Annotated in this window: 14 protein-coding genes; 5 read left to right on the forward strand and 9 right to left on the reverse strand. The window is 45.5% G+C overall.

The window, feature by feature from the left end; genetic code table 11:
* On the reverse strand, window positions 1-768 hold the full coding sequence (gene pomA, locus EYQ95_RS11615) for a flagellar motor protein PomA (RefSeq protein ID WP_111916123.1): 768 nt from the start codon (window positions 766-768) through the stop codon (window positions 1-3).
* 192 nt (window positions 769-960) lie between these two features.
* Here pomA and EYQ95_RS11620 point away from each other — a divergent pair, with 192 nt between their 5' ends.
* From EYQ95_RS11620 to dxs, 3 genes are read left to right on the forward strand one after another with little or no spacing between them, the layout of a single operon-like run.
* Window positions 961-1,200: an exodeoxyribonuclease VII small subunit gene (locus EYQ95_RS11620; protein ID WP_111916124.1), complete on the forward strand. Its 240-nt coding sequence runs from the start codon at window positions 961-963 to the stop codon at window positions 1,198-1,200.
* A gap of 9 nt (window positions 1,201-1,209) precedes the next feature.
* Window positions 1,210-2,097 (forward strand): (2E,6E)-farnesyl diphosphate synthase, encoded by an 888-nt coding sequence (gene ispA / locus EYQ95_RS11625; RefSeq protein ID WP_207916383.1) that lies wholly within the window; start codon window positions 1,210-1,212, stop codon window positions 2,095-2,097.
* A gap of 4 nt (window positions 2,098-2,101) precedes the next feature.
* Window positions 2,102-3,967, forward strand: a complete 1,866-nt coding sequence (dxs, locus tag EYQ95_RS11630; RefSeq protein ID WP_111916126.1) for a 1-deoxy-D-xylulose-5-phosphate synthase — start codon at window positions 2,102-2,104, stop codon at window positions 3,965-3,967.
* A 42-nt stretch (window positions 3,968-4,009) separates the two neighbouring features.
* Here the strand turns inward: dxs and EYQ95_RS11635 are convergent, their stop codons facing one another.
* The 8 genes from EYQ95_RS11635 to yaaA are packed head-to-tail and all read right to left on the reverse strand — an operon-like array spanning window position 4,010 to window position 9,324.
* A complete protein-coding gene (locus tag EYQ95_RS11635) occupies window positions 4,010-4,504 on the reverse strand; it encodes a phosphatidylglycerophosphatase A (protein WP_111916127.1) in 495 nt (164 codons plus the stop codon).
* The gene (gene thiL, locus EYQ95_RS11640; protein ID WP_111916128.1) at window positions 4,501-5,484 is read right to left on the reverse strand and encodes a thiamine-phosphate kinase; all 984 of its coding nucleotides are present in this window, start codon (window positions 5,482-5,484) and stop codon (window positions 4,501-4,503) included. The genes EYQ95_RS11635 and thiL overlap by 4 nt, the downstream gene beginning before the upstream one ends.
* A gap of 7 nt (window positions 5,485-5,491) precedes the next feature.
* Window positions 5,492-5,911: a transcription antitermination factor NusB gene (gene nusB, locus EYQ95_RS11645; RefSeq protein WP_111916129.1), complete on the reverse strand. Its 420-nt coding sequence runs from the start codon at window positions 5,909-5,911 to the stop codon at window positions 5,492-5,494.
* A 10-nt stretch (window positions 5,912-5,921) separates the two neighbouring features.
* The gene (gene ribE / locus EYQ95_RS11650) at window positions 5,922-6,386 is read right to left on the reverse strand and encodes a 6,7-dimethyl-8-ribityllumazine synthase (protein ID WP_111916130.1); all 465 of its coding nucleotides are present in this window, start codon (window positions 6,384-6,386) and stop codon (window positions 5,922-5,924) included.
* A 58-nt stretch (window positions 6,387-6,444) separates the two neighbouring features.
* Window positions 6,445-7,065, reverse strand: a complete 621-nt coding sequence (locus EYQ95_RS11655; protein ID WP_111916131.1) for a hypothetical protein — start codon at window positions 7,063-7,065, stop codon at window positions 6,445-6,447.
* Window positions 7,062-7,646 (reverse strand): 1-acyl-sn-glycerol-3-phosphate acyltransferase, encoded by a 585-nt coding sequence (locus EYQ95_RS11660; RefSeq protein ID WP_111916132.1) that lies wholly within the window; start codon window positions 7,644-7,646, stop codon window positions 7,062-7,064. The genes EYQ95_RS11655 and EYQ95_RS11660 overlap by 4 nt, the downstream gene beginning before the upstream one ends.
* A gap of 7 nt (window positions 7,647-7,653) precedes the next feature.
* Window positions 7,654-8,496, reverse strand: coding sequence for a DUF3014 domain-containing protein (locus EYQ95_RS11665; RefSeq protein WP_165831994.1), 843 nt, complete (start codon window positions 8,494-8,496; stop codon window positions 7,654-7,656).
* A 54-nt stretch (window positions 8,497-8,550) separates the two neighbouring features.
* Entirely contained in the window at window positions 8,551-9,324 is a 774-nt protein-coding gene (gene yaaA, locus EYQ95_RS11670) for a peroxide stress protein YaaA (protein ID WP_111916134.1), read from the reverse strand.
* A gap of 219 nt (window positions 9,325-9,543) precedes the next feature.
* Here yaaA and EYQ95_RS11675 point away from each other — a divergent pair, with 219 nt between their 5' ends.
* Window positions 9,544-10,941, forward strand: coding sequence for a S8 family peptidase (locus EYQ95_RS11675; protein WP_111916135.1), 1,398 nt, complete (start codon window positions 9,544-9,546; stop codon window positions 10,939-10,941).
* Window positions 10,941-12,806: a hypothetical protein gene (locus EYQ95_RS11680; RefSeq protein WP_111916136.1), complete on the forward strand. Its 1,866-nt coding sequence runs from the start codon at window positions 10,941-10,943 to the stop codon at window positions 12,804-12,806. The genes EYQ95_RS11675 and EYQ95_RS11680 overlap by 1 nt, the downstream gene beginning before the upstream one ends.
* Window positions 12,807-12,816 lie beyond the last annotated feature (10 nt).

The following is a 12,816-nucleotide window of genomic DNA, read 5'->3' on the forward strand; positions in this document are numbered from 1 at the left end:
TTATGCGGCCTCTTCTTCGCCGTTGTTGCGTTTTGATTGAGCCAAGTAGTTTTTCAACAAGCCTTCGATAATTCTTGGATTCTGACCGTCTTGGATTCCTAACACCGCATCCAGCATGAGCTCTTGGTTCAGCTTCTCTTCTTCCATTCTTAATTTCAGCTTAGCCACCAATGGAAGACAGATTACGTTAGCAAGGAATGCGCCGTAGAGTGTGGTTAACAACGCTACCGCCATAGCAGGCCCGATAGCTTTTGGGTCGTCCATGTTAGCCAACATAGCCACCAAACCGATCAACGTACCGATCATACCCATAGCGGGTGCAGTGTCGGCCATAGACTGGAAAATATTCGTACCTTGCTCGTGGCGTTGATACGTTAAATCAATATCTTTTTGCAGCGTTTGGCGCACTACGTCCGCGTCGTGACCATCCACCAACATGTCTATGCCCTTACGAAAAAACGGGTTGTCGATTTCCGCTTCTTCTAACGCAAGGAAGCCGCCTTTTCGCGCCGAGTCAGCCATTTCCACGGCTTTGTCGATAAGTTCAAGAGGAGGCTCAATTTTAAACATGAAGGCTTTTGCTGCGACTTTACCGGCACCAAGAAACTGGCTTAAAGAGAAGTTTGCAAGCGCAACAAAGACTGTTCCACCGAATACGATTAAGATAGACGGAACGTTGATATAAAGGCCAATATCGCCATTGAGCACCATTGCCATAACAATAAAAGCAATAGCACCGAGTATGCCGATGAGCGTTGCGATATCCACTATTTTCTCCTCACCTCTGCCGAGCGGTCCGTTTATATGGTATTTTTCATCATCAGAGACGTCGACACAACCGCTAATTCGTTTGTCTAATGAATCATATCGGCTAACAATAGGCTTTCTTTACGTTAGATCAAACTGATAGCGAATTTATTTATATTTTTCGACAACAGATAACAGCATGGAGCAACTGCAATGGCAGAACAAGATAAAGCCCCAACTTTTGAATCCGCAGTGCAAGAACTTGAGACTATTATAGAGTCTTTAGAACAAGGCGAGCTGCCACTAGAAGAAGCTCTTAAACAATTCGAGAAAGCAGTTTCTTTGTCTCGCATTAGCCAAGACAAATTAAAAGCCGCCGAACAAAAAGTTCAAATGCTTGTCGAACAAAATGGACAACAAACGTTAAATAACCTTCCTGCGGGAGAAGAATAAAGAATGCTGATGGACAAGCTGCACGCTGTTTTGCAACGTAACGAGTCATTCTTGTCGACGCATATACAGGCATTACCTACCACCTCTTCAAAGCTCAAAGAAGCTATGGAATATAGTGTCTTAAATGGTGGTAAGCGTGTACGACCTTTCTTAATTTACAGCGTCGGTGAAATGTTAGGTGCCGACGCTTCCGACTTAGACCGTGCAGCCGCAGCCATTGAGTGTATACACGCGTTTTCGTTGATTCATGATGACTTACCGGCAATGGACGACGATGCGCTGCGCAGAGGGAAGCCTACCTGTCACATCGCATTTGGAGAGGCAACTGCCATTCTAGCGGGCGACGCACTGCAAACCGAAGCATTCGCACTGTTAGCCGACAACACAAAGAGCACGTTACCGGCGGAACAAGTAGTAAAAATGGTACAAACACTAGCGCAAGCGTCGGGTTACCGCGGTATGTGTGGTGGGCAAGCCCTCGATGTTGAAGCTACCAACATTGAAGAAAAATTGTCGCTAGAAGCCCTCGAGCAAATTCATAAAAATAAGACTGGCGCGCTGATTGTCGCGGCGGTTCAACTTGGCGCGTTATGTGCGCCCAAGGTGTCACAGCAAGACTTCTTAGCCCTTACTCAGTGGGCAGAGTTCATTGGTCATGCATACCAAGTGCATGACGACATTCTCGACATTACTGGCGACACCGAAGCGTTAGGCAAAGTGCAGGGGGCAGATCTAAACCTTGAAAAGTCAACGTATCCAAGTCTGCTAGGGCTAGAGCAAGCCATAGCCACCAGAGACGCATTAGTAGAAAAAGCGCTACAAGCTCTTTCCACAATTGCGTACAATACCGAGTTATTACAAGAATTCACGCAATACCTGATAAATCGAGATCGCTAACATCATGACACAGAAGTCTACAGCGGAACTGTTTCCTCTTTTACACCGCATCGAGTCACCAGAAGATTTGAGAAGCTTACCTAAAGCTCAGCTCAATCAGGTTAGTCATGAACTGCGTCAGTTCTTGCTCAATTCAGTAAGTCAAAGTAGTGGACACCTAGCTAGTGGTTTAGGAACAGTCGAGCTTACCGTGGCTTTGCACTACGTTTATCAGACACCTTTCGACCAAATTGTTTGGGATGTTGGCCATCAAGCGTATCCACATAAAATTTTAACGGGTCGCCGTGATCAGCTTCACACTATCCGCCAAAAAGACGGACTACACCCATTTCCTTGGCGTGAAGAAAGTGAATACGACACATTGAGTGTCGGTCACTCTAGCACCTCCATAAGTGCGGCCTTGGGTATGGCCGTTGCAGCTCATGAAGAAGGGCAAAGCCGGAAGGTTGTATCGATTATTGGCGACGGTGCAATGACCGCAGGTATGGCTTTTGAAGCATTAAACCACGCCGGTGATATTGAACCTGACATGCTGGTTATTTTGAACGACAACGAAATGTCGATTTCAGAAAACGTAGGCGCGTTAAATCGTAATTTCGCACGAATTCTGTCGAGCAAGCCATACACCACGCTTCGAGAAGGTGGCAAGCAACTTCTTAAAGATATGCCGGGAATGCGTCAATTAGTCAGTCGTGCAGAAGAGCACGTTAAGGGCATGGTTACCCCAGGTACCATTTTTGAAGAATTTGGCTTCAATTATATTGGACCTATCGACGGTCACGACGTTCAAGGGCTAGTGGAAACACTGGCGAATATGAAGAACCTTAAAGGGCCTCAGCTTCTTCATATTATGACCAAAAAAGGGAAAGGATATGCGCCTGCCGAGAAAGACCCGATTGGCTACCATGGCGTACCTAAATTCGACCCGAAACATGAAGCTTTACCTAACAAGCCGGCTAGCGTACCAAGCTATTCACAAGTTTTTGGTGACTGGCTTTGTGAGAAAGCAGCTGAAGACAAAAAATTAGCAGGCATTACACCGGCTATGCGTGAAGGTTCGGGTATGGTGCAATTTGCACAAACCTACCCGAATCAGTATTACGACGTTGCCATTGCTGAGCAGCACTCAGTTACCTTTGCGGCCGGGCTAGCAATTGCAGGCAAGAAGCCTGTAGTTGCGATTTATTCGACTTTCTTGCAACGGGCATACGACCAACTGATTCACGACGTGGCGTTGCAAAACCTCGACGTACTCTTCGCAATAGACAGAGCAGGTATTGTCGGCGCAGACGGTCCTACTCACCAAGGGGCGTTCGACTTAACTTATATGCGTTGTATTCCAAATATGGTTGTCATGACGCCAAGTGACGAAAATGAATGTCGCCACTTATTAGAAACCGGTTACCAGCACCAAGGTCCTGCGGCTGTTCGCTACCCTCGCGGTAATGGTCTCGGCTTAGAACTAGAGCCCGCGCAAGCTGTTGAAATCGGTAAAGGTGTGGTTAAGCGCGAGGGTGAGAAGGTAGCCATTCTAAACTTCGGTACACTGCTCCCTGAAGCGCTTGAAGCCGCTGAAAGCCTTAACGCGACTGTTGTCGATATGCGTTTTGTGAAGCCTCTAGACCAACAAATGGTTGAGAAAATGGCTAGCTCGCACGAACTGCTCGTAACCGTGGAAGAGAACGCTATTGCTGGAGGCGCAGGCTCTGCGGTACTCGAGTGCTTACAGCAAGCACAAAATACAACTCAAGTATTACAGCTTGGTCTGCCAGACATCTTTATTAAGCATGGGTCTCAAAGCGAAGTACGAGAAGAGCTAGCGCTCGACGCGAAAGGCATATTGGCAGCTATTCAAAAGCGGTTAAATTAAACCGCTTTTGCTACAAACCTTTATTACCTAAAGAGTTATTACCTACGCAATAACACCAGGAAGTTTATCGGCTTTTAATAGCGCATGCATAATCACTAGCGTCGCTAACCCTGCTAGAACGTCGTCTAACATAACGCCTAAGCCGCCTTTGACCTTTTGATCAAACCACTTAATTGGCCACGGCTTGCGAATATCGAAAAACCGGAACAACAGGAATGCGAGCAATAAGGTTTGCCAAGCTACCGGAATCGCGATCATAGCAATCATGTAGCCCACAATTTCGTCCCAAACTATCGCACCGTGGTCAGACTGACCTAATGCAGTACCCGTTTGCTGGCAGAAATAGATACCAAGCAAGCTAAACATGACGACAATACCTAAATAAGCTTGCACTCCAAGCGGTGCAAACAATAAAACCGCTGGAATACCCACTAAAGTTCCAAAAGTTCCCGGTGCTTTGGGCGCTAACCCAGTGCCGAAGCCTAAAGAAATAAAGTGAATTGGATTTTTAATTAACGTTTTCGGATGTGGTTTCATGAGTTTGCTCCAAAGTGAACAAAGCCATTATCTGGCAGTTCAATTTCTTCCTCGTCTAAATAACAATACAGGCCGTCTTCACCGTCAATAACACCAATACAGCTTACCTGCACACCTAATTGCTTACAGACGGTTTCAAGGCTTCCTCTGCGGCTTTCTGGAACGGTGAAACAGAGTTGGTAATCATCACCGGCAAAACACTGTAAAGCCAGTCGTTGTTGCAAATCTGGAATCGTTGCTTGTAGCGCTTCAGACGCAGACAAATTTTCTAAGTGAATACGCGCACCCACCTCAGAAGCAGCCAACATGTGCCTTAAGTCGGGAATTAATCCGTCAGAAAGATCGATTGCACTGGTGGCAACGCCTCTTAATGCTTGCCCTAATGCAACCTGCGGGGTTGGAAAATGCAGCTTTTCAGTGAAGTACTCTGCGTGCGCCTTAGTGCTTTCTAAGTTGCTTTGGGCAATTTCTAATGCAGCTCGTGCGTCACCTAAATTACCCGACACATAAATTCGGTCACCTGGCTGAGCGTCACTGCGATGGATAGACTTACCGCTAGGAACAAGTCCATGAGCTGTCACCGTAAGGGTAAGCGGACCTCGTGTAACGTCACCACCAATTAAGTCGCAGTTGTAATACTGTGCGATATCCATGAAGCCTTGGGAAAAGCCTTCTAACCAAGCTTCATCGACACTCGGCAAAGTGAGGGCCAGAGAAAGCCATGCTGGCTCTGCCCCCATAGAAGCGAGGTCACTTAAATTGACTGCAACTAATTTATGGCCGATGGCTCGCGCTGAAAGGGATTCGTCGAAGTGTACGCCGGCAACCATGGTATCTGTGGTAATCAACACATCAGAGGCTTCACCCGGACTCACGACTGCGGCGTCGTCACCGATACCGGTTTTTACATCCCAACGAAGATTGTCTGATCTCTGGAAATACCGAGAGATCAGATCAAATTCTTTTTTGGACGAGTCCATATAAAATTTATTGGCGGGCAGAACGCAGGGTGTCGACGGCTTTGTCTAGTACACCATTGACGAACCGGTGGCTATCGTCAGCGCCAAATGCCTTGGCAAGTTCAATTGCTTCGTTCATTACCACTTTGTATGGCACATCGAGACGTTGCTTAAGCTCGTATGCCGCTACGCGGAGTATAGCGCGCTCAATTTGGTCAAGCTCTGAAAACGGTCTGTCCGTAAACGGAGTTAGTGCTTCGTCTAGCGAGCTAACTTGCTTAGCTACGCCTTTAAGTAGGTCTTGAAAATATTCCACGTCTACTTTGCTTACGTCGTTGTCTGTTAAAAACTCAGCTTCAATATCAGTCACTGAGTTTTCAGAAAGCTGCCAAGAGTAAACGGCTTGAATAGCTAGGCGTCTTGCCTTTCTTCGTGCTGCTGGTTTCACGCGATACTCCTTACAGTTGCGCCAGTACGTTAATCATTTCTAACGCACCAAGAGCAGCTTCAGAGCCTTTGTTTCCATGCTTCACACCAGCACGGTCAATTGCCTGCTCATCGGTGTCGGTAGTGATGACGCCAAACGAAACAGGAACACCCGTATCTAACGCTACTTGTGCTAAGCCAGAGTTCGCTTGTCCAGCAACAAAGTCGAAGTGCGGTGTACCGCCACGAATCACCGCGCCGATAGCGATAACTGCGTCGTATTTGCCGCTTGCCGCAACTTTTTTAGCGGTTACTGGCAGTTCATAAGCACCAGGAACGCGTACAACGGTAATATCGTCAGTATTAATCTGGCCAATGCGCGTAAGCGTGTCTACTGCACCTTCCAGTAATTTCTCAACAACAAAACTATTGAAGCGCGACACTACGATCGCGACTTTTTTCCCAGGTGCGGCAACACCAGCTTCTATAATGTTCATCACTTTTCCTTCGGTAGGTCAAAACCCAATTTGAATGGGGCGAAGAATATCATATTTTTTATGGATAGCGGTAAAGCAACATTCCCGCATCTGCATCTTCTGTGAAAGGGTCAAGCTCTTGGCTACTCATTATTCCCTGCAAAAACTCATAATTCTCGTGCACCGGAATAAGTACTGAGTTAAAACTCCACTCATTTGCGAGCCAGTTCATAATGTCTACGCCAAGTTGGGCAATGTCTTCGTCTTGTTCAACCTGCTGAGTAAACCACATCGACATTTCAGCTTCATAATCTTGCGCATTATAATTAGGTACGTCACTACGGCTTTGATTTACTGGATTTATATAAATCGCACCCACAATGTCCGCATAACCTAACTTGCGCACTGAGTATGTATAGCTAGCACCAGCGTTATGTTGTGAAACATGGTGCTGCACCATGTTGGCGTTCATTTCCACAGTAATCTTTGCGGTAGGCCATCCCCAGCCCAGAACATTGTATAGATAAGGCGCTGAGCTAAAGTATGCGCTATGAAAAAGGGTTGCGTCTCTTGTTTGCAAAGGGGCAATAACCCAAGCACTGCCTTCCCATATATCCGGCGACTGCTCACCCTCTTCTTGAAATGCGGTCACATAACTAGGTAACAACAATATTAGAGCAATCAAAATGCGTACTATCATGCTAGCTCCGGTCGCTTACCTTGTGCTTGGCCAGTAAAAGCCTTGACTGCAGCAAGTCCAACATCAATGTCTTCAATGTGAATAGGTTCGCCAATCTGGATTTCTCTGCTTTGAAAGCAGAGTGCAACAGGAATCACAGGAACTTTCGCGTCACGAGCCATGTAAAGGAAGCCTTTTTTCCATTCTTCGACTTTACTACGCGTGCCCTCTGGCGATAAACCCAGAAGTAAGTGTTCACGTTCATTAAAGGCTGCAACCATTTCACCAACTACGCCTTTAGCGCTACCACGGTTCACAGGAATGCCACCCATTGCCATAAGTAGGCGCTTTACAGGAAAGACAAAAATAGAGTGCTTACCCAAGAACGAGATTTTCAACCGCAATGCAAACATGGCGAATATGCCTACAAAGAAGTCCCAATTCGAGGTATGTGGCGCAACAGCAATTACCGCTTTAGGAATGTCGGGTAACTCGCCGGTAATTTTCCAACCGCCCAAACAACGAAGGCCCAGTCGTCCAAACCAACGACCGAACCTTCCATTTCTAACGGGCAAATGCTGCCACTGCTTTTCCGACTGCATAGAACCTTTAGTTATTCAAAGCATTCAATAGTCGGGTTAATTTAGCTTTAACACGGCGCATGTTGTCAGGGCCTAAACGAATCATTTGACGCTGTGCCGCTGGCAGAGACTCTAAAGACTCGTCGGCGAACGTGTACATCACTTCGTCGTCATTCAATGCCAAGCGACCGTTTTGTTCAGGCGCCGCATTTAGCACGCTAACCGCGCGACGAACGCGATCTCTGAAATCAGCACCAGGACGAGAAACTTCAGCGTAAGCTTCATCAAATAACGGTTCAAACTGTTCAAACACAGCAACCATTGCGTCTTCGTCTAAACCAACGAACCAATCTACAATTGCGTCGTAGCGCGCATAACTACGTGGGTCGATATATGTTGTGTCACCGCTTTCTTGCACCATAAAACGCTCTGAAGGGCCATCAATAACGGCAGCGTCACGGGCAACGATACCTGCAGCAATGTTATCGATAAACACCACAAGATCGCGAATAAGGTTTTCACTAGTTACTGGGTCGGTATCTACTGAGCGCTCGTCTAACGCACTCATTACCGCAGGTGTACTTTCGTTCAAACCGGGTAATGGATCTGGCTCAGGTTCCGTAACCACACGGTCTGTAATCGGTGGACTTTCTTCTTCTACTTCTTCAACGGGGTCGGTTACAACTTCTTCTTCCTCGGGCTCAACTTCCATAGAAACTTCTTGTTCTACTGGTTCTGGATCAGGCTCCGGCTCACCGCCGCTAAATACTGTCCAACCGATAATCACAATTACGATAACGGCGATAACCGCAACAATGATTGTCGTTTTTTGATTTTGCCCTGTTTGTTCTGTTGAATTTTCTTCGCGCATAATCATCCTTCCCGTTTAAATACTGTGTCGATTCAACCGAGCTTCAAGTCGCAACTATTGTTCTTCGCGACGAAATACCAGTTCATTTCCCTTAGAAAGATTAGCATCAAATTCATATCCTGCTGAATTAAATGCTTTCAAATCTTCAACCGACTTCGGTTGCTTCTCTAAAATGAAACGAGCCATAAGCCCTCTTGCCTTTTTAGCATAGAAACTGATTACTTTTAATTGGCCATTCTTTGTATCTTTAAAAATTGGCGTAATAATCTCTGCATTCAATGCTTTAGGCTTCACAGACTTAAAATACTCGTTTGAAGCCAGGTTCACCAGTACTTTGCTATTAATTTCTTCCAATGCTTGGTTTAACGACGCTGTAATCGTGTCACCCCAAAAGGTATATAAGTCTTTTCCGCGTGGGTTTTGCAGCTTGGTACCCATTTCTAAACGATAAGGTTGCATTAGGTCTAACGGCTTCAAAGTACCGTACAAACCAGACAGAATACGCATGTGTTTCTGGCCATATTCCCACGTATTACCGCTAAGCGAGTTAGCGTCTAGGCCTGTGTATACATCACCGTTAAATGCGAATACTGCCTGCTTGGCATTATCTGTTGTGAAAGGCGTACTCCATTCTTGGAAACGAGCAGCATTCAAACCGGCTAGCTTATCGCTGATACTCATTAATGAACCAAGCTGTTGCGGAGAAAGTTCACGACAAATATTAATTAGCTCTTGAGCAGGCTTAAGAAGTTCCGGCTGCGTATACTCAGAAACCGGGCCAGGCGTTTCATAATCTAAATTCTTGGCGGGAGAAACAACGAATAGCATGTGTTTACCTCTTTGATAACTTTAGTCAAAAGTCTACCACAGGAATACCTCTGGAAAAGTACCGGAAATTAGATACCCTTATTCGGATTTTCCAGACTAATTTGACAACACCCGCAATCAATGCAACAAAATAAACACAAACAACTTTTAAACTCAGTTGCTTGATATATGAAATGTTAATTTTAGTTTTACAACAAGGACTCCTCATATGAAACATCAATGGAAGTATTTACTAGCACTTACTATAATCGGCGCAATCTTTACCCCCCCCCCTACTCTCACGCGGAAACTTACGAAGAAGCCTTCTACCAGAACCACATTAAAGATCGATATATTGTGCGTTTTAACGAAGGACATCGAATGGCTCCACAAGCAGTCAGAGCATTAACCACTCAGTTTGCCAATCAACAGAATATCGAAGTAGGTTCAGTTTTTGACCATGTTTTACAGGGGTTTTCTGCTTCTATGCCTGCTGCGCGTGCTGAAGCTTTAGCACGGAACCCAAATATACATTCTGTTGTGCCGGTGGCCCCTATGCACCTTAACACCTACACTCAAAATGGTCCGGACTGGGGACTCGACAGGATTGACCAAATCGACCTGCCATTATCAAGTACTTATACCACCAACTATCAAGGTGACAATGTCAGAATTTATATCGTGGATTCAGGTGTAAAAAACTCCCATCAAGAAATGAGCGGAAGAGTCACACAGTACTTCGACCGTTATGGTGACAGTAGTTATATTCATCAATCCTCTGTGACTGAGACCTTTTGTCCCGACGGACCTCCGCCTCCAGAAGACGAATTAAGACGACAAAGTATTCTAGCGAGAAGCCATGGTACTCATGTAGCTGGAATAGCTTCAGGCCAAAACTATGGTGTTGCCAAGCAAGCGGAGATTTACGATGTTCGAGTGGCTAACTGTTATGGTCATAGTAGTACCGCGTCTGTAATCAGCGGGCTAAATGCAATTCGCGACTTTAACACTTCAAATTTGATTTCAGTAATTAACTTGAGTTTAGGAGCGACTGTAACAGAAGAGAACGAAGTCGCGTATGAGCAATTAGAAATAGCCATAAACCAGTTAACGAATTCTAACGACTTTATCGTAGTGGCGTCTGCAGGAAACGGGAATGCAGATGCTAGCAATACGACTCCGGCGAGAATATCCAGTGTTGTAACAGTTGGAGCTTCCAACAGCAATGATGCAAAAGCGAGTTTTTCCAATTATGGTGCAGTTATAGATATCTTTGCACCTGGAGAAAGTATTACTTCCGCTACCTATAATTCAAATTCTTCGTATGGCACCGCCGACGGAACATCGATGGCAGCTCCTTTCGTTTCCGGAGCCCTTGCTTTATTAATTGAAGAAAATATAGGTTTACCCGTTGTCCCGAGTGATATTATAACCTCATTAATTAACCATGCTAGCTTGAACAAGTTATATCAGGTCCCAAGTGGAACAGCTAACAAGCTCCTCTACATTCCAAATGATGGTGAAGACGGAAGCTCCGGTGGTGGCTCAGGTGGTTCTGGAGGAGGCTCAGGTGGTTCTGGAGGAGGCTTTGACTGCCCATATATGGATGAAAACAACAATTGGGTGATGTGCCAATAATGAACAACTCAACTATTAAAAATACTTTGAAAGCGGCGCTAGTTTTACTAGCGCTTGTTTCCTTTCCTAATTATGCAGGCTTTACGCCTAAACAATTATTTTTGCCCGAAATGAATGTCGAAACCGATGAGATTTTTGGACAAAGAATTACTGTAGGCAGTGGGTATGCGCTATTTCACTCTGTTTCAACCGATGTTGGTGGAGGTTACGTAAGGCTGTTTACGCCAGACTCAAATGGTCATTGGCGTGAAACACAAGTTTTGAGAGGAGAGGCATTTACTTTTGGCCTGCGCATTTCGGTAGATGGTAATCGTTTCTTTGTTGCTGACAATGAGGCACGCCAAGGCGATAACGCGAGTGAATTCGCTTCGGGTGTAATATTTGTATATGAATTTAATTCGCAAACGCAACAAGCAACCTTAATTGGGGAAATTAATAGACCAAAATTAGGTATTGATAGCTTTGGCGAGAGAATTACTTATGATAGTGGCTGGTTAGTCACCTCAACCCCGTTAGACCAACTTGGAACTGACGGTGGTTTAGAGGGTGGTAAACTCTTTATTTTCAAAGAAAACGACAATTCCCAGTGGGGATTTCACTCAGAAATAGCACCCGAAGGATTTGAATTGCAAAGTAGTGCTTACAATTCTTTTGGGGACGTAATAGATATTAGCTATCCGTGGTTAGCTGCTTATGGCATTAGCTTGCATAACTCACTAACTGACGATATTGGTCCAGAAATTCAACTCTTTAAGCACGACGTTGAGACTGATGATTGGCAATTTCATCAAACTATTGAGACCGTGGGCTTCGAAGAGCCTGCTGACGGTTTACGCAATATGCGTAACCTAGAGTTAGTAAATCATGATCTCATCTTTAAAGGTGTAAAAGAAGACGATGCTCACTACGTTTCCCACTACCGATACAGTGAAGTTGACGATATTTGGAGCCTTCACAATCAGTTCAATTACGAATTAGGGCAAGCAGACATATCGAATAACCCGGCAAGAAACTCTTTTGCTAAACACATCAGGTTAGATGGGAATCGTCTTTATATTGGGACCCCCTTAGCCAAACTCTACGACGAAAACGAGATTTTCAATTCATTAGGAGAAGTTTTAGTATTAGAGCGCTCAACTGCTTCGTCAAACTGGGAAGAGGTACAGCGATTTTACGCTCCAATTCCTCCAGAAACTCTTCGTCCCTCTACCCCCGTCCGGACAGGGCAACTGGGCTCATTTATGGACATCACCCCTAATGGAGAGCTATTTGTCGCAAGTGGAAGCGCCTATGTTTTTGGTGAAGGTAATCGAGGAGCTGTTTACTTATACACCGCAGAAGACAACACCATACCTATGCGCCTCGAGAGTAATGCAGTCTCTCGAAACGTCGCCGAGAATGAGAGCTTCCAAGTGTCTCTGAATGTCGATAATTTGTCTGAACGTACCGTAAGCAACGTATTGATTGAGATTGACCGATATGCAGGAGGGGATGCGCCTCGTGTTCACTTGGAAGATGCAAGCCATACCTGCTGGGAAGAAGCTACGGACCTCTTCTATCGTTGTAAAATTGATAGCCTACAAGCGCTGTCTGGCGATACGGTTGAACTCGACTTAAGAGCTACTGAAACAGGCGAATATAATCTTAATTTCCGGTTGTTCGCGGCTCCTCAGGACGATATTCCGGAAAACAGAGAACTGTCCGTCGCACTGGATGTAGACGATAACGTAACTACGGAACCTGAACCCGAGCCTAAGCCCGATTCTGGCTCCAGCTCGGGTTCTAGTATAAACCTGTCAGCACTCCTCATGCTGTTGTTACTTATTGGCGTTTCGCAATACAGAGTAAATCGCTTACGCCCATAATAAATAACAA

Source organism: Lysobacter sp. N42, assembly GCF_004344885.1.